Source organism: Caballeronia sordidicola, assembly GCF_000729995.1.
In the GTDB taxonomy this organism is placed as follows: Bacteria; Pseudomonadota; Gammaproteobacteria; order Burkholderiales; family Burkholderiaceae; genus Caballeronia; species Caballeronia sordidicola_A.
Map to the genome: position 1 here is coordinate 40288 of NZ_JNFG01000198.1, position 18558 is coordinate 58845.

An 18558-nucleotide genomic window follows, 5' to 3' on the forward strand; every position below is an offset into this window, starting at 1 on the left:
CTGCTTGATGGCCGACTTTGATCTGGGACTAGTCTGGTTTCGACGAGACCTGCGCGTAGCAGACCATGCTGCACTTTATCACGCACTAACACGCTGCCGCCGGGTGCTGTGCGCGTTCATTTTCGACAGCGAAATTCTCTCGCCCCTCCCTCAAAACGATCGGCGCGTGCCGTTTATTCATGCCAGCCTGATCGAACTCGATAAAACCCTGCGCGACGCGGGCGGTGGACTGATGGTGCGGCACGGTGTGCCGTCGCACGAGATTCCGGCGCTGGCCCGCGAATGCGGCGTTGATGCGGTGTTCACCAATCGCGATTACGAGCCCTCTGCGAAAGCGCGAGACGAGGATATCGGCAAAAAACTGGCCAGCGCGGACGTGGCGTTTTTCACGTTCAAAGACCAGGTGATTTTTCATCAGGACGACGTGCTGACGGGCGCGGGTAAACCGTACACCGTGTTCACGCCCTATAAGCGCAACTGGCTGGCATCGCTTACGCCGGACGCGTTGAAGCCGTATGCGTCGGAGGACAATCTCGATGCTTTGGCGCCGCCGCCGGCTGGCGTGAAGCACGGCATTCCATCGCTGGAGGCACTTGGATTCAGCGCTGCGCACGCGCCCGCGTTGCCGGCAGGATCGAGCGGCGCGTACCAGCTCTTCGATGACTTCATCGACCGCATGGCCGATTACGACCGGACCCGCGACTTCCCGTCCGTCAAAGGTCCGAGCTATCTCAGCGTCCATCTGCGGCACGGCACCATTTCGATTCGCGCGTTAGCCCGCACCGCGCACGACGCTCAGCGCCACGGCAATCGAGGCGCGGAAACGTGGCTGTCCGAACTGGTCTGGCGCGACTTTTATTTTTCGGTGCTGCACCATTTTCCGTATGTTGGCGTGCCGGGCGACCACAAGGCGTTCAAGCCGGAATATGACCGTATCAAGTGGGAAACGGGCGACGCCGCCGATGCCAATTTCGCCGCGTGGTGCGAAGGCCAGACCGGCTATCCGCTAGTCGATGCCGCCATGCGCCAGATCAATCAGTCGGGTTATATGCATAACCGCTTGCGGATGGTCGTGGCGAGTTTTCTCACGAAGGATCTCGGGCTTGACTGGCGGCGGGGCGAGCAGCATTTCGAGTCCCTGCTGAACGACTTCGAGCTGTCATCGAATAATGGCGGGTGGCAGTGGGCGTCGTCGAGCGGCTGCGACGCACAGCCGTATTTCCGCATTTTCAATCCGATCACGCAGTCGGAGAAATTCGATACCCACGGCAAGTTCATCCGACATTACGTGCCGGAACTCGCCGCGTTGTCGGATAAGGACATCCATGCGCCGTGGAAAGCGAAACCGGATGCATTGAAGGCCGCGAAGATTTCGCTGGGCGCTGAATACCCCATGCCGGTCGTCGATCACGATGCGGCGCGCAAAGTCACACTCGCGCGGTATGCCGCAATCAAGTAGCGCAATTTAAGCGAGGTTCCTGCCGGTAAGCGCGAACGGAAACAAACCTATCGCGCGACCGCCATGCCCCTTTCGATCATTGCGGTCAGCGCCGCAACAGACGACCCGTGCTCTGAAGGCGCAATCCCCGCCGCAGCCTGATGCAACATTGCGCCAAGCGCCTGAGCGGCCTTCTCGGGAATCGCGGCGTCGAGCGGCGAGCCCACCGGCGTTGTCTGTGCCTCATAAGCAATCCGCCGCCACGCAAGCCCGAGCGTGTCGGCAAGCAACGCGACATGACCAAGACCTAGCGCACACGCCGCCGCGCCCAGCCGATACGCCGCGTCAGCAGCCTTGAGCGCAGCGGGTACGTCAATAAGGCTAGCCTCCCGCGCCGAGATCCCATGCTCGATCAACGCGCCAATAGCCGGCTCGGCGCTCGTCAGGAAGTCCTCGTACGCAACCGCGTTCACGCGCAATACGCCCAGATCGCGAGTGGAGGCATCACGCGCCTGCTCCGCATTGCGCTCCCACGCGTCCTCGGACTCCTGCGACGCAGCAATGTGCCAGTCCACGGTCAAGCCGTAATCGCGCAACACATCGACCTGGACGGAATCCTCCGCCGACGCGCCGTATAACGCGTAGTCGCGCCACAGCAGCGCCAGCGCGGCGCGCACCAGCGACTTGGGCGCATGCGACAAACCGTGCGCCTGATCGGCGAGAACCAGATTGAAGCGAGCGTACAGGCGATGCGCGTCAGCAGCGGTGTCGGGATCGGGCTGCAAACGCAATGCCTCGACCACCGCGCCCGCCAGACGCCAGAAATCGTAGGGATCGGGACCGGCGAGATCGGCCAGACAGGCGTCCAGGATAGAGACGATTTCCGCCTCTCCCCGCAACTCGCCGGCCTTCAAACGCAGCAGCATCAGCAACGCACGTTCGTAGTGTGCCCGCACGCGAGCAAGGCGCTCAGGGGAAATGGAACGCAGCGTAGCCGGCGCAATGGCGCGGCCGGCGAGCGCGAGGTCATCGAAGGAAACGGGCGCGGCACGGGTATGTGCGGCCATCAGCGCATGCAGCCCGCGATAATGCTCGAACAGCAGCGTGGAACAGGCAAGCTCGCGCAGATTGCGGCGCTCCACGGCCGCGCTGAAATCACGCAGCGCCTCGGCGAACTGGTTGCGATTTTTGTCGGTCAGGCTGGCAAGCGGTGACACCAGCACCAGGGTCTCGCCAAAACGCTGCGCCGGCAGCCAGCCCGCCGAGTGCAACGCACCAATCCCGCGACGCAGGACCCCGAGCGTGTCGCCGTCGCGCATGAATGCGTGCAGCGCGTCGGTCAGCGCCATCTCCGCAATCCGCACGGCGCCCCCGCGCGGGTTGGGCAATGCCTGGAACGTGTTGCTCAAGCCGGATTGTGTTGTCATGGAACGCTCACGAGCCGACGCTGGCGTTAAGCCGTGCATCGGATGGATCTTGATCGAACCCGGGCACGTTTTCGCCAGGATCTGCCGATGCATGCCGATGCATGCCGCCGCATCCCCTCTGGCGATACAACCCGGACACACGCCCGAAGAGTCGAGTCGAGCCAACTCGCTGGCCGAACGTTCCTGCTCACGGATCTGATTGTGGTCTATCTGACCATCATGCGCGCCGCGAACCACAAAGCGAACCACGACGCATCATGCGAAGCGCATGTCATGTTCCCATGCGTAAACAAAGGCGCGCCGCATGAAGGCATCCCATCCATGCGGCGCGGTTTTTCCTGCACGACATCCGAGCCTTTGCTCAGATCTGGACCATTTCGAAGTCTTCCTTGCGCGCGCCGCATTCCGGACACGTCCAGTTGATTGGAACGTCTTCCCAGCGAGTGCCCGGCGCAATCCCTTCCTCGGGCAGTCCCGCTTCCTCGTCATAAATCCAGCCACAAATCAGGCACATCCAGCTTCTGTATTCCATACTTATGTCGCGTCGGGCAATCGGTTAAATGAGTGCATGATGGTACCGGTTTGGCGGCGCGATGCCTAGCAATGCAGCAGCGTCGGCCGATCGGCCGGGAATCGGCCGGGAATCGGCCGGGAATCGGCCGGGAATCGGCCGGGAATCGGCCGGGAATCGGCCGGGAATCGGCCGGGAATCGGCCGAAATTCGGACGAAATTCGGACGGCTTTCGGGTTTCGTCAGGCTTTCGTTGGCCCCGCCGTTGGCCCCGCCGTCGGCGCCATCGCCGGCACCGTCACTGGCCCGCCATTGAGCGTTACACGGCGCGCAACGCCCTTCCAGCAAGTATCGGTCCCTCGTTGCATTGCTTCCCGCGCACTGTTTCACCCGGTTTTGGTGCGAAAAAAAGCCCATCTCATGTGTCCGCGCGACTTTAGGCCGCATAATCGTGCCGTTTGCGCCGACTCCTTGTCCGGCCGCTTGAATAGCCGATAGATCGAACACACGAATAATCCGATGCCCAGCGACACCCCTCCTATTGTTCTAACCTTTGGCCTGTCCGATCCCACGGGCGGCTCCGGCCTGCAGGCAGACCTGCTGACACTTGCCAGCATGGGCTGTCACGGGCTCACCGTCCTGACCGGCTACACCGTGCGCGACTCGGCGACCTGCGATGAAGTCACCGGCCTCGACCCTGACACCGTCGGCACTCAGGCCCGCATGTTGCTGGAAGATATGCCTGTAGCGGCCTTCAAAATCGGCGCGGCGACGCGCGCGGAAGTGGTGAGTGCAATTGCAGAAGTGGTCGCCGACTACGACGACGTGCCGCTGATCCTCGCGCCCGACTTCACGCTCGACGACGAGCACGTGCTGGCGGCGGACGAATTGCGCGAATCGATCGCGGATTTGCTGGTGCCGCAAACCACCATGCTTGTCGCCGATCACGCCACGCTCCTGCAGCTCGCACAGCCCGATGGCGACGCCGAAGCGCCCACGCTCGACGCCGCGATCTCGCATTTGCTGTCGCAGGGCTGCGAGTACATCCTGGCGACGGAAACGGGCACGCACCGGCATGTGAACACGCTTTACAGCGAGGAAGGCCAGATCCGGCAGGACACGTGGGACCGGACCGAGCACCGCATGATGGGCATTACCGACACGCTCGGGTCCGCCATCGCCGCGTTGCTGGCCAACGGACAGGAACCCGCGGAAGCCGCGCGCGAAGCTCAGGAATATGTGTTCCAGGCGACCCGCGCAGCCTTCAGGCCCGGCATGGGCGCGTATTTGCCGGATCGATTTTTCTGGGCGCGGTCGAACGATGACGACGACGAAACACCGCCCGTGGTCATAGATACACAAGCAGATGCACCACCCGTTACACCGGGCGAAGCCCGCCACTGATATTTTCCTGGAGCGAGACTCACCCATGCCGCTGCGCAAACCATCGCTCCCCCCACTCAAGCACAGTTCCGGCCCCGTACGGATCGGCTGCGCTGGCTGGGGTCTTACGGACGCGGTCGCGGAACACTTCCCCGGCGAGGGTACTCACCTCGCCCGTTATTCGCAGGTGTTGACCTGCGTCGAAATCAACTCCAGCTTTTACCGGCCGCATCGGGCGGAAACGTATGCACGCTGGCGCGACAGCGTGCCCAGCTCGTTTCGCTTTTCCGTGAAGATCCCAAAGGCCATTACGCACGACGCGCGCCTGGTCAATTGCGAGCCGCTGCTCGATGCCTTCCTCGAATCCGCGACACAACTCGGCGACACACTCGGTTGCTGGCTGGTGCAATTGCCGCCGAGCCTCGCATTCGATCCGGCCGCGGCAGAAAGTTTTTTTACATTGATGCGCGAACGCACGCACATTCCGATTGCGCTGGAAGCACGGCACGAGAGCTGGTTCACGAAAAGCGCGGCCACCTTGCTGAAGTCGAAAAAGATCGCGTACGTCGATGCTGATCCCCAACCCGATGACTGTTTCATCGCGCACCGGGCAGATACGTCGCTGGTGTATTTCCGGCTGCATGGCTCGCCGGAGATGTACCAGTCGTCATATGAATTTCCCTACCTCGATGCCCTCGCGCTTACGCTGCATGACCGGGCGAAAAAAGCGCACGAAGTCTGGTGCATTTTCGATAACACCGCTGCCGGCCATGCCCAGTTCAACGCGTTGCGTGTGAAAAGCCGGCGCGCGTTGAACCCGCGTCCGAAACGCCTCTCCGAGAAAGAGAAAGCCGATGCTGGCGTGTAGGGCGTGTTTACACGCTTAGACCGCCGAGCGTGTCTCTCGATGACCGTTTAACCAAGGCCTTTTAATAACGAGAGACCAAGAGGCTTTGATACGCACTATGACGTGACTTTTTGATGCGCTGCAGCAACGCTATACGGCCTCGCTTTCAGTGCATTTTTATACACCTCCAGATAAGCCTCGACCATGGCCTTCGGGCTAAACGATTCCGCGTAGTCGCGCAAACGCGTTGGTGTCTGAGGATCTTTCAATAGCCGGACAGCCTCGTGGATCTTGTCGATCACCGTATGCGGCTGATCAATGTCGAAGACCAGGTGTGAGTTCGGCTCGATCACCTCGGGGATGCCGCCGGTGTTTGAGCCAACAACGGGAACACCCTGCGAGTAAGCCTCGACCGTGACACGGCCGAATGGCTCATTCCACTTCGACGGCACAACCAGAATGTCGATGCTCTGAAGGAATTGCGCGGGCACGACATGGCCAACAAAGCTGATGCGCGGATCGTTATAAGTGCTCTTCAAAGCAGCCAGGTAGGCCGCGTCACCGCTGCCGGCAATCAACAAGGTCCAGTTGTTCAGCGACGAGTCACGGCACAACTGGTCGAGAAGCACTTCTATGCCTTTCTCGGGGGATACCCGTCCAAGCACGCCGAGTCGAACTGCGCCTTCGCGCAATACGTCCGACACCACAGGCGGCACGTCGCTCTGCATCGGAAGATAGCAGTCGTTGATGACTCCCGTTGTGGAGGCGTTCGCGAAATATCCGTTGTCGAGATGTTTCTGCAACACGAACCGGCTCACGCCAATAACAGCATCGACACGCTGTGACGCGGTTCTTTTCGGTCCGGTATAGCGCGCGCAGACTCCGCACTGTCGTTCGCATGATTTGTTATGCGACAGCATCTTCGATGACGGGCACATCAGATAGTAGTCGCGCGCGGTGTGAACAATCGGCACACCGGCTCGCTTCGATATACGCCAGATGCCGATGGAAAGGCATGCCAGATTGCTCGTGCTGACGATATCCGGCTTTTCCCGCTGAATGATCTTTTTTAATTTAAGTGCCATAAGGACGTTATGGACATCGACCGCGTGCCAGATCATCTTCATGATCCGCGAGTGCTTGTTTGAATTATGGGGCCAATAAAAATTATTAAGACGCAGACGATAAATCTTCACGCCGTTCAGTTCGCTGACACGATCAACGCCCGTACCTGTTGCGCAGACGACGCACACTTCGGCGCCTGCCGCGACCAAGCCCTCTGCAAGTATTTGCGTAGATATCTCCGCCCCCCCCACCATATCGGGGCTGTATAAGGTATTGGCTATTAATATTTTCATTCGCTCTTACGCTCGTTTGTGGATCGAATTCGGACAACGTGCGCCTCTCAGCCATTCGTCACCGCATTATTAGACCGCTGCGCGCAGGACGGCACTGTTCGATGGCCCACATGCGAACCGCCGCAGCCCTGATCGCTGATTAGCGTTAACGACATAAAACGTTCGGGGCCGCCAGAAATTCCGCGGGTGACGAATTACTTGGCTGATAGGTCCCCTGTCGATAACCATCCTAAGCCGATAGCGCAGTGACGCCTATACCTGTATGTACGCAGGAATCGCAATCGACAGCAACGCTTGCGGCACAGTACCGCTCTCCCAGCTTTTGATGACCAGTAGTGATCCTGTAGAATCAAGAAGCCCCACCACCAGTCGCACCCAGGCATTCAATGATCTTTTCTCTCCTCACTCCGCCCTCGGCGCACGAAGTGCATGTCTGGCAGTGGGATCTCGATGACTGCAGTGGCGAATTTGATCGGTACTGGGAAATACTATCTACGCAAGAGCGAGAGCGCGCCGACAAATTCCGCTTCGAACGGCATCGCCGTCGCTTCGTAGCGGGACGAGGTGAACTCAGGCGGCTCCTCAGCCGCTATCTCGGGTTAACACCGAAGGAAGTCGCCCTTGACTATGGTTCGGATGGCAAACCTTTCTGCACGATTCAACCTCCTGAATGCAATATCTGCTTCAACCTCAGCCACAGCGAGAGTGCGGCGGCTCTCGCAATCTCGAACGGTTTCGAGGTCGGCATCGACGTGGAAAAAGTCCGCCCGATCGAGGAGGGTATGCCGCTCGAAGTATTCTCCGTTCAGGAGCGCGCGCAATTCACCGCGTTGCCGGATAGAGAACGACAAGAAGTCTTCTTTGAAAGCTGGGCGCGCAAAGAAGCCTGCTTGAAAGCGCTCGGCACCGGCTTTATCCTGCCCCCCACCCATTTCGAGTTCGATCTTTCCATCCGCGGTGACACGACACCTCGCTTTGTCGGCGGAGAAGCGGAGGAAGCAAGGCATTGGCGCATTTGCGCCCTCTCATCCAGTCCGACCTCGACCTCGAGCTGTGCGGGAGCGGTAGCGGCCCGACGCACGGACTGGTCGATTGTCGAAATGAATTGACCGACGGCGTCTTCACCAGAGAAACGGCCTCCGGCGAGAAACCTGGACGAGCGAATTCTCACGCAATGCCGGAACAAACCTGATCGGCCTGACGCGGTTGCGTCGCGCGCAGCGCCGAAAACCAATCGTTTACCCATCCCCTCGAAGCAACTCGCGTTAAGCAGACGTTGCGTTTGCTTGCTTGCAGACCTGCTCCCACAGCGAGAGCAGGTCGGGGTATACGCCACGATGCAGCTGCTTGCGCCATATGGAGCGGCTTAGCTCCCTTCCTCGTCCGGGACGTCGGCCGGGTATGGCGTGCGACTGTCCTCCCGCCACGTTCCAAATTTGAGCAAAAGTGCTGACACGCTCTGGGCCCGCGAGCGCCTCGGGGTGATGTGTTGTTGCATCGTTGGTGTGTGCGACGACGAACGGATAGTTATGTCAAGGGCGATTAACTTTCTCTTACAGTAAATTTCACGTTCGAGGAACGGGTTAGGCGCGCATAGCTTCGTGTTATTTGCGCTCCCGTGAACGGGCGCCGTCATAGGTGCTTGCTGCGCGCTTATCGCCCAAGCGCAGTTCAGTACAAGGCCTACATTCTAAAATATTGGAGAGCAGCAAATGTCACACAGAGATGGATATCTAGACGATTTGCCGAGCGGCCCAGGTGATGCACCTGGTGTGGCGGTGCGCTTCGATGCCGTATGTGCGGCATTTCGCAATCATCTTGCTGTGATTGACTCGACGGGCGAAGAAAGTTATGCCGCCCTCAACGAACGTTCGGCCCGTCTTGCAACCGTCCTGGGTCGCATGGGGCTGGAGCGAGGCGAGCGCTGCGCCATCATGGTTCCGCGCAGCCGGGACACGCTGGCTTTGATCCTGGCGATCCTGCGGGTGGGAGCAGTCTATGTACCGCTGGATCCGGCCTATCCCCGCGCGCAGCTCGATTTCATCGTTGCCGATTGCTCGCCCAAGCTCATCATCGCAGAAGCGGCGGCTCTCGCGACCGTTGGCGACCTGAATGGCGTAGTGGTTGATCTGGCGGAGATCGTGGCTTCGTCGGTGGCTGCCGATCCGGCACCGCTCCAGGCATCCGGCGGCGACGATGCTGCCTACATCATGTACACCTCCGGCTCGACCGGCAAACCCAAGGGCGTGGTCGTGCCGCACCGCGCCATTCTGCGCCTGGTGCGTGGCCAGAGCTTCACTGACCTGTCGCCGAAGACGCGCTTCCTCAACCTGGCGCCCCTCGCCTTCGATGCAAGCACGCTGGAGATCTGGGGTCCGCTCCTGAACGGTGGCTGCGCCGCGATCATCAACGAGGTTCAGCCTTCGCTTGACGTAGTTGCGTCCGAGATTGCGCGACTCGGCGTCACGAGCGCCTGGTTCACGGCCGGCCTCTTCAATGCGCTCGCCGACTATCGGCTGGAAGCGTTTGTACCGCTTAAAGAAGTCCTGACAGGCGGAGACGTGCTGTCGCCCGTCCATGTTCGCAAGGTCATGGAAGCCCATGCCGGGCTGCAGATCATCAACGGCTATGGCCCGACCGAGAACACGACCTTCTCCTGCTGCTACCGCATTCCGCGCGGCGGCGAGGCCTTGGCAAATGGCGATGCCATTCCCATTGGCGATGCCATCGCGGGCACGGCCGTCTATATCGTGGACGACAAGTTGGTTCCGGTTGGCGAGGGAGAAGTCGGTGAACTCGTCGTGGGCGGTGACGGCGTTGCGCTCGGCTACCTCAATCGTCCCGAACTGACGGCGGAGAAGTTCGTCGACGACGTGTTTACCCCCGGTTCCAAGCTCTACCGTACCGGTGACCTGGTCCGCCGGCGCCCGGACGGGGCCATCGATTTTCTGGGTCGTAACGATCGCCAGATCAAGATCGCCGGCAAACGTATCGAGCTCGATGAAATCGAACATGCGTTGCGTGCAGCTCCCGGCGTCGCCGACGCAGCCGTGGCAGCGTTCGAAGGCCGCAGGGGCAAGGCCATCGCCGGCTTCGTGAAGGCTGATGCCGCGGCGCCTGCCGTCTTGCAGGACACCATCCGCGCCTATCTCAAGGCTGCTTTGCCCGACTACATGATGCCGACGGAGTTGCGTATCCTGCCGGCTTTTCCTTTGACGCCGAATGGCAAGATCGATCGCAAAGCCCTGCTGGCAGGGCTCGATACACCTGCCGCAGCAGTGGCCGCACCGGAACCGATGGACGACGATATCGCCGGGAAGCTGGCGGCTGTGTTCGAAGAACTCCTCGGCAACCCGGTCGATCGCCGCTCGAATTTCTTTGACCTTGGACTGCGCTCGCTGGATCTGATGCGGGCGCATGCCATCATCGTGCGCGACGTGGCGGCCAAGGTTGCACTGGTGGATCTGTTTCGCCATCCTAATGTCGAGGCGCTGGCCACGCAGCTGCGTGCCACGCTCGGGGTGACGAAGGATGAGGCAATCAAGCTGCGCCGGGACACGCAAGGCGGCGCTATCGCCGTCATCGGCATGTCCGGACGGTTTCCAGGCGCACGCAATGTCTCCGAGCTCTGGGCCAACATCCTCGCGGGTCGCGACTGCATCACGCATTTCGACGTGGCGGAACTGGAAGACAGTTTCGACGATAGCGCTCGCCGCGAAGAGCGTTACGTCAAGGCGCGGCCGATACTCGCGGACGTCGACCGCTTCGATGCCGGCTTCTTCGGAATGCTGGCGCGCGAAGCGGCGCTGACGGACCCGCAACAACGCCTGTTCCTCGAGATCGCCTGGGAAGCGTTCGAAGATGCCGGCTACGATCCGGCCAAGGTCGCTGGCGCCGTCGGGGTGTTCGCCGGCACCTCGATGAATACCTACTTCCTCAAGCATGTCCTGACTGACCGTGCGGTCATCGACGAGTTCACGAGCCAGTTCCAGATCGGCGAGTATCAGAAGCTGGTCGGGGCTGGTGATTTCGTCGCCACCCGCACCGCCTACAAGCTCGGCCTCACGGGGCCGGCCATCTCGGTACAGACGGCATGCTCGACCTCGATGACGGCGATTAGCCTGGCGGTCGAGAACCTTCGGTCGGGACGCTGCGACATGGCGCTGGCCGGCGGTGTGTCGGTCACCTTCCCGCAGAAGCGCGGCTATTTCTACGAAGAAGGCGGGATGGGTGCACCCGATGGCGTTTGCCGCCCGTTTGATTCCGGCGCCAGCGGCACGGTGTTCGGCAGCGGCGCCGGCGTTGTCTTGCTGAAACGTCTGGACGACGCCATCGCCGACGGGGATCCGATCTATGCCGTGATCCGTGGTGTCGGCATCAACAACGACGGTTCCGACAAGGTCGGTTTCACGGCTCCCAGCGTCGATGCGCAGGCCCGCGCGATTGCCATCGCGCACGCCGAGGCCGGCATCGATCCCGCCTCCATCGGCTATATCGAAGCGCATGGCACGGCGACGCCGCTTGGCGACCCCATCGAATTCGCCGGCCTCGTGCAGGCATTCCGCCTGGGCGGCGTCGAGGGCGGCCAGTTCTGTGCCCTCGGCTCGGCGAAGGCGAACGTTGGGCACCTTGACGCGGCTGCAGGCGTGACCGGCTTCATCGCGGCGTCGCTTGCGCTGCGCGACCGTGTCTTGCCGCCGCTCCTGCACTTCAATTCGGCCAACCCGGCCATCGACTCCGCTAGCAGCCCGTTCTTCTTCAACAGCGCGGCGAGTCCCTGGGCTGATGGCCCGGCACCGCGTCGCGCCGGCGTGAGCTCCTTCGGCGTGGGCGGTACGAACGTGCATGTGGTGCTGGAAGAAGCGCCCTATCGCGCCGATGCCGCCTGTGGGTCGCAAGAAGCGCCGTCAGAGCAGTTGCAGATCTTGCCGCTGTCAGCAAGAAGCCCGGCAGCGCTCGAACGCGCGAAGGCCAATCTTGCCGCGCATCTGGTAGCCAATCCTGGCGTCTCGCTCGCCAACGTCGCCGCGACGTTGCAAACGGGCCGCCGCTCTTTCACCCACCGCGCCGTGGTTATCGCCGACAGCCTCGATCAGGCTCAGGCGAAGCTTCAAAAGGGAGCCATTGAAGCCCAGGCTCCTCAGGCCGCGCCCGCGGTGGTCTTTATGTTTCCCGGCCAGGGCGCTCAGTACCCGGGCATGGGAGCAGCGCTTTATCGTACCGAGCCGGTCTATCGCGAATGGATCGACAAGGGCGCCGAAGCGCTGGCGCCGCTCGTCGGGCTGGATATCCGCACGCTGCTGTTGAGCGAAGCCCCGGAAGGCGACGACACGCCGCATCCGATCCGTTCAACGATCTACGCGCAACCGGCCCTGTTCCTGCTCGAATATGCGCTGGCGCAACTGTGGATCTCGCGCGGCATCAAGCCGACGGCCATGATCGGCCATAGCGTTGGCGAACTGGTAGCAGCGTGCGTAGCCGAGGCGATCAGCTTCGAGGACGCGCTGACCCTCATCGCTCAACGTGGCGCGCTCATGCAGTCGGCAGAACCGGGCGCGATGCTGGTCGTGCGCCTGTCGGAAGCCGATCTCCTGCGCATCCTGCCGGACGATGTCGACCTGGCCGCAGTCAATGCGCCAACGCTCAGCGTAGTGGCAGGTCCCTTCGCGGCCATCGAAGCTTTCGAGGCGACGCTGAAGGCAAGCGATATCGAACATCGCCGTCTGCATACCTCGCATGCCTTCCACTCGCGCATGATGTCCGGCGTCGTGGAAGATCTTGCCAAGCTTGCAGATACCCTTTCTTTTGCACGGCCGAAGATCCCGTACGTGTCCTCTGTGACCGGACAGTGGGCGGCGATGGATCAACCGGTGCCGGGACTTTACTGGGCCAGTCATTGCCGCAACGTGGTGCGTTTCAACGACGCCCTGACCACGGTGACGGCAGACGGCAAGCCGCTGTTCCTGGAAATCGGTCCCGGCCGGACGCTGTCGACCTTCGTCATGCAGGGTTTGCCCAAGGACCGGCATGCGGGCGCGATTGTCTCGCTGCCTGACTTCGCCATGCGCGATCGGGAGCTTTCCGTCCTCGCCGAAGCGACCGGGCGGCTGTGGCTCAACGGCGTCACGCCGAACTGGAAATCCGTTCAGGCCGAAGCCGCCCGTCGCATTTCGCTGCCGGCCTATTCGTTCGAACCCGAACGGCACTGGATTGACGCTCCTGCAACTACTTCCTCTATCAACACGACCACGGCCGCCGCGACCATTGCAGCTCCCGCTTCGTCCGACGTTATAACCGACACTCCCAATATCGCCATGACACAAGCCGTCCAAATCGATCGCACCCCGCGCCTCATCGCTGAACTCGCGTCACTGCTCACCGAGATGTCCGGCGAAGCGCCGGATACGTCCAATCCGGACGTGACCTTCTGGGATCTCGGTTACGACTCGCTGTTCATGGGACAAGTGTCCCGCCAGCTTCGTCGCCGCTACGACGTCACGATCAGCTTCCGGCAGATCATGAGCGACTACCCGACGCTGCCCGCCCTCGCGCAGTTCCTCGATGGCGCTTTGCCGGCTGATCCGGCACCGGAAGTCGCACCGGTCGCAGCCTCGGTCGCTGCCGCAGCTGCACCGGCCGCTGTTGCGGTGCTGGCCGCTCCTGTCATGGGCGCTGGCCCGGTCACGGGCGATATGCAATCCGTGATCCGCGACCAGCTCGCCGCGATGCAGTCCCTGATGGAGCGTCAACTGCAGATGTTCCAGGGCGTGCCCGCGGCCGCTCAGCAGCCCGCAGCGGCAATCCAGGCTCCGGCCCTGACCGTCGCCCTCAAGTCGGTCACGGCTGCCGTGGCGTCCACCGCGCCGCAGATCAACTTCGACGAGAACCGCCCTTCGCGCTTCACCGCGTACAAGCCAGGCGCTTCGACCTCGGCGGGGATCACCGATGTCCAGAAGGCTTTCATCGGCGATCTGTCGGCTCGCTACTCGGCGAAGACTGCCGCCTCCAAGTCGCGCACGCAATCGTATCGTGCAGTGCTCGCCGATCCGCGTACCGCCAGCGGCTTCACCGAGGACTGGAAGGAGCTTGTCTATCCGATCGTCGCCCAGCGTTCCAAGGGTTCGAAGATCTGGGATATCGACGGCAATGAATATGTCGATGTGGTCAATGGCTACGGCCAGACCGCGTTTGGCCATACGCCGGATTTCGTGGTTGAAGCAGTCAACAAGCAGATGGCGGAAGGTTTTGCGATCGGACCGCAGTCCCCGCTCGCGGGTGAAGTCGCCCAGATGTTCGCCGATATGACCGGGCATCAGCGCGTCACCTTCTGCAATACCGGTTCGGAAGCGGTGATGGCAGCCATGCGCCTCGCGCGCACCGTGACAGGCAAGGACAAGGTCGTCTGCTTCGACGGCGACTATCACGGCCAGTTCGACGAAGTCCTCGTCAAGCCGGGCAGCGAAGCGGGCGTCCCGCGTGCTTTCCCGCTCGCGCCCGGCATCCCGAAGAACTCCGTGGGCAACATGGTCGTGCTGCCGTACGCCCGGTCGGAAAGCCTGGAGTGGATCAAGGCCAATATCGACGATATTGCCGCTGTCCTGATCGAGCCGGTGCAGTCGCGCCATCCGAATCTGCGCCCGAAGGAATTCGTGCAGCAGTTGCGCGATGTCACCGCGGCCAATGAATCCGCACTGATCGTCGACGAAGTGGTCACAGGCTTCCGCGTCCATCAAGCCGGCATGCAAGGCTACTGGGGCATCAAGGGCGACATGGCGACCTACGGCAAGGTGGTTGGCGGCGGCCTGCCCGTCGGCGTCCTCGCCGGTAGCTCGCAGTACATGGATGCGCTCGACGGCGGCCAGTGGCAATTCGGCGACGCGTCGGTTCCCGAAGTCCCGCCGACCTTCTTTGCCGGCACCTTCGTGCGCCATCCCGTGGTGTTGGCCGCGATGAAAGCCGTCCTCCTGCACCTCAAGGAAGCCGGCCCGGCACTGCAGGAAAACCTCGGCATCCGCATGAACGGCCTCGTTCAGCGCATCAACGGGCATCTGGAAAAAGTCGGCATTGCAGCACGCGCAGAATCGTTCTCGAGCTGGTTCTATGTCAGCCTCTCGGGCGAAGACCGCTTGGGCAGCCTGTTCTATCCGTACATGCGCTACCTCGGCATCCACATCATGGAAGGCTTCCCCTGCTTCCTGACGACCAGCCACTCGGATGAAGACATCCAGCGGATCGGCGATGCCTTCATCGAAAGTATCGACGCGCTTCAGGCCGTCGGCATTCTTGGCGGTAACAAGGACGCGTTGGAGGTTACGACACCGGCCGAACCGAAGCCGCTCACCGAGTCTCCGCTGACCGAGCCTCAGAAAGAAATCTGGATGTCGGCGCAACTGGGTAACGAAGCATCGCTCGTGTTCAACGAGTCCTTCACCCTAGAGCTGACGGGCCACTTCAACGAGGCCGCTTTCGAACGCGCCTTTGCAGCGACGGTTGCTCGCCACGATGCATTGCGCGCCCGGTTCTCGCGCTCCGGCGACAAGATGTTCGCCGACGCGTCGACCACCGTTACGTTGGAAAAATTCGACCTCTCCGGCCATGCCGATGCAGCCGGCGAACTGCAGACCTTCATCGATGCCGAAGCGCGCGAAGTCTTCGATCTGACGCGTGCTCCGCTGGTAAGCGCCGCGCTGGTGCGTCTGGAAGCTCAGAAGTGGGCCTTCGTATTCACCGCCCATCACATTGTCTGCGACGGCTGGTCGATCAACATCGTCCTGCGCGACCTGGGCGCCCTCTACGCGGCCGAGATGTCGGGCAGCAAGGCTGAACTCGACGAAGTGCAGAGCTTCCTCGCTTTCGCCAAGGCACAGGATGAAGCGGGTATCGACGCAGAAACGCGCGACTTCTGGCTGAACCTGCATCGCGACCCCGCTCCGCAACTGGACCTGCCGGGCGACCGTCCGCGCCCCGAGGTGAAGAGCTTCCGCGGCGCCTCGACCACACGTCATATTGGTGCGCCTCTTCTCAAGCAGGTGAAGACCGCTTCATCGAAGCAAGGTTGCTCGCTGTTTGCCACCTTGTTGGGTGCCTCCCAGGTGCTGTTTGGCCGCCTCTCTGGGAATGACGATGTCGTGATCGCCGCCCCGATGGCAGGCCAGTCTCAGGCCGGCGATGCGCTGCTGGTCGGGCACTGCGTCAACTTCCTGCCGTTGCGCGTCAAGTTCGACCGCGAGAAGCCTTTCGCAGCTCACATGAAAGCGGTGCGTGATCACGTGTTCGATGCGGGCGACCGTCAAAACTACACGTATGGCGCACTTGTCCGCGACCTTGGTATCAAGCGCGACTTCAACCGGCTGCCGCTGACCGAACTGCAATTCAATCTGGAGAAGGTCGACGAACAGCTCGACATGGCCGGCGTGGCCACGCACTTCACACCGAACGCGAAGGCCTACAGCAACTTCGATCTGTTCCTGAACGTCATCGAATCGGTGGAAGGTCTTCGCATGGATTGCGACTACAACACCGACGTCTACGACGAAGCGACGGTGCAGCGTTGGCTCGGCTACTACGAGACCTTGCTTGCGGGCATCGCCCAGAATCCGGAAACGGCTATCGCGGCACTGCCTTTGATGAACGAAAGCGAGATTCGCCATCTTCGCGACGAACTGAACGCAACGCAGCGTGACTTCGATCTGTCGCAGACGACCCCGGCGATGATCGCGGCGCAGGCCCACCAAACCCCCGATACGACGGCTGTATCGGACGAAACGGAAGCCCTGGCCTATGTTGAACTCGATGCACGCGCCAACCAGATCGCCCGCCGGCTCGTAGCGGCAGGTATCGCACCGCGCGGACGCGTCGCCATAGCGATGGACCGCACGGCCATGACCGTGGCTGCCATGATTGGTGTGTGGCGCGCCGGTTGCGCCTATGTGCCCCTCGACATGACCATGCCGGCTGCGCGCCTGAGTCAGATCCTCGATGGTGCCGGCATCGCCGCCATCCTCAGCGATGCTGCAAGCCGCACGGTGCTGGAAGCGGGTGAACATCGCGTGCTGGAACTGGAAGCGCTGCTTGCCGAAAGCGACGACGAAGATGTGGCGCTGCCGATCGTGTCGGATGCGGATTCGGCCTACGTGATCTTCACGTCGGGCTCGACGGGCAAGCCCAAGGGCGTGGAGATTGGCCATCGCGCACTGAGCAACTTCCTGCTGTCGATGGCGCAAGCGCCGGGCTTTGATGCGAGAGACCGCATCGTTGCAGTCACCACGTTCTCCTTCGATATCTCCGGCCTCGAGCTGTTCCTGCCGCTGATCGTGGGTGGACAGACGTTCATCGCAGGCCATACAGAAGTGCGCACCGGCTACGAGCTGGTGACCCGGCTGAAGGACGAAGGCGCCACCGTTCTGCAAGCAACGCCTTCTCTCTGGAGCATGTTGCTCGAAGCCGGCTTCAAGGTACCGAAGGGCTTCAAGATCCTCTGCGGCGGTGAACCGTTGCCGCGCGACCTCGCCGACAAGCTGCTGGCGACCGGCGCTGAAGTGTGGAACCTGTATGGCCCGACTGAAACAACGATCTGGTCGTCTGCCTCGCGTGTTGTTGCGAACGGGTCCATCGTTCTGGGCGCCCCCCTCGCCAATACCGACCTGCATGTGCTGACCGACGACCTGCATCTTGCGCCGGAAGGTGTGAGCGGCGAACTGTGGATTGGTGGCGAAGGCCTGGCAAAGGGCTATTTCGATCGCGCCGATCTCACCGATGCCGCCTTCACGCAGGTTGCCATCGAAGGCGCTGCACCGCGCCGGCTCTACCGCACCGGCGATCTCGCCAAGCGGCTTGCCGATGGCTCGCTCTTGCACCTCGGCCGTCGCGACCAGCAGATCAAGCTGCGCGGCTTCCGCATCGAGATCGAGGATATCGAGGCTGCCCTGCGTAAGACGCCTGGCGTTGCCGCAGCTGCCGTTGCCTTGCGTACCGTCAACGACAGTCCTCGCCTCGTGGGCTACATCGTCGAGGCTGCCGCCGACAAGTCCGACCTGGGAACAGTCGCGGCGCATGTTGCCGAACAATTGCCGGCCTATATGGTGCCGAGCCTGTGGATGACGCTCGACACGCTGCCCCAGACCGGCAATGGCAAGCTCGACCGCAAGGCCCTGCCAATGCCGACAGCGGACATGGTGGCTACCCCTGTTCGCCAGCCGCATGCGGCTCTCAAGGTGGTTCCGGCGGCCCCCGTGCCCGCCGAATCAGGGGCCACGCTGATCGAAGTGCCGGCCACCCCGGCCCAACCAGCAGCCATGACGCCGACTCAGGCCAGCATTGCTGCGATCTGGGGCGAAGTGCTCGGCCTCCAGCAGGTAGGGGTCGACCAGCCGTTCTTCAGCCTCGGCGCTGACAGCCTCCAGCTGTTCCGCATCGTTGCACGAATGAACGAGCGCGGGCTGGGTGTGGATGCCCGTCAACTGATGAAGAACGTCTCGATCGCCCAATTGGCGGCGAGCATTGACAGCACGCAGACGACCGAGTCGTTGGAAGCTAATGCCGTGGCCAGGCCATCGATTCTCAACTTCAAGCGCAGACACGCAGAGGGAGTCTAA

General features: G+C 61.8%; 8 protein-coding genes. 5 read left to right on the top strand and 3 right to left on the bottom strand.

What is annotated here, in order from left to right:
- Positions 1-7: 7 nt before the first annotated feature.
- The gene (locus FH08_RS0134565) at positions 8-1459 is read left to right on the top strand and encodes a cryptochrome/photolyase family protein (protein ID WP_031362714.1); all 1452 of its coding nucleotides are present in this window, start codon (positions 8-10) and stop codon (positions 1457-1459) included.
- 47 nt (positions 1460-1506) lie between these two features.
- Here FH08_RS0134565 and FH08_RS0134570 read toward each other — a convergent pair whose 3' ends face one another.
- Positions 1507-2865: a hypothetical protein gene (locus tag FH08_RS0134570; RefSeq protein WP_031362715.1), complete on the bottom strand. Its 1359-nt coding sequence runs from the start codon at positions 2863-2865 to the stop codon at positions 1507-1509.
- Between the two features lie 361 nt (positions 2866-3226).
- Entirely contained in the window at positions 3227-3397 is a 171-nt protein-coding gene (locus FH08_RS0134580) for a rubredoxin (protein ID WP_025527884.1), read from the bottom strand.
- Positions 3398-3895: 498 nt separating this feature from the next.
- Between FH08_RS0134580 and thiD the strand changes: the two genes are divergently transcribed.
- A complete protein-coding gene (thiD, locus tag FH08_RS0134590; RefSeq protein ID WP_031362717.1) occupies positions 3896-4780 on the top strand; it encodes a bifunctional hydroxymethylpyrimidine kinase/phosphomethylpyrimidine kinase in 885 nt (294 codons plus the stop codon).
- A 25-nt stretch (positions 4781-4805) separates the two neighbouring features.
- Positions 4806-5627 (top strand): DUF72 domain-containing protein, encoded by an 822-nt coding sequence (locus FH08_RS0134595; protein ID WP_051888751.1) that lies wholly within the window; start codon positions 4806-4808, stop codon positions 5625-5627.
- A gap of 95 nt (positions 5628-5722) precedes the next feature.
- Here FH08_RS0134595 and FH08_RS0134600 read toward each other — a convergent pair whose 3' ends face one another.
- Complete coding sequence (locus FH08_RS0134600) at positions 5723-6964, bottom strand: glycosyltransferase family 4 protein (RefSeq protein WP_031362719.1); 1242 nt, start codon at positions 6962-6964, stop codon at positions 5723-5725.
- Between the two features lie 386 nt (positions 6965-7350).
- On the opposite strand from FH08_RS0134600, the gene FH08_RS0134605 reads away from it, so the two are divergent.
- The gene (locus FH08_RS0134605; RefSeq protein ID WP_031362720.1) at positions 7351-8073 is read left to right on the top strand and encodes a 4'-phosphopantetheinyl transferase family protein; all 723 of its coding nucleotides are present in this window, start codon (positions 7351-7353) and stop codon (positions 8071-8073) included.
- A 603-nt stretch (positions 8074-8676) separates the two neighbouring features.
- Positions 8677-18558, top strand: a complete 9882-nt coding sequence (locus tag FH08_RS0134610) for a hybrid non-ribosomal peptide synthetase/type I polyketide synthase (protein WP_051888752.1) — start codon at positions 8677-8679, stop codon at positions 18556-18558.

Bases quoted from the DNA above. Each gene is read 5' to 3' on its own strand.
- FH08_RS0134565 (WP_031362714.1), top strand. From the start codon at position 8: ATGGCCGACTTTGATCTGGGACTAGTCTGGTTTCGACGAGACCTGCGC.
- FH08_RS0134570 (WP_031362715.1), bottom strand. From the start codon at position 2,865: ATGACAACACAATCCGGCTTGAGCAACACGTTCCAGGCATTGCCCAAC.
- FH08_RS0134600 (WP_031362719.1), bottom strand. From the start codon at position 6,964: ATGAAAATATTAATAGCCAATACCTTATACAGCCCCGATATGGTGGGG.
- thiD (WP_031362717.1), top strand. From the start codon at position 3,896: ATGCCCAGCGACACCCCTCCTATTGTTCTAACCTTTGGCCTGTCCGAT.
- FH08_RS0134610 (WP_051888752.1), top strand. From the start codon at position 8,677: ATGTCACACAGAGATGGATATCTAGACGATTTGCCGAGCGGCCCAGGT.
- FH08_RS0134580 (WP_025527884.1), bottom strand. From the start codon at position 3,397: ATGGAATACAGAAGCTGGATGTGCCTGATTTGTGGCTGGATTTATGAC.
- FH08_RS0134595 (WP_051888751.1), top strand. From the start codon at position 4,806: ATGCCGCTGCGCAAACCATCGCTCCCCCCACTCAAGCACAGTTCCGGC.
- FH08_RS0134605 (WP_031362720.1), top strand. From the start codon at position 7,351: ATGATCTTTTCTCTCCTCACTCCGCCCTCGGCGCACGAAGTGCATGTC.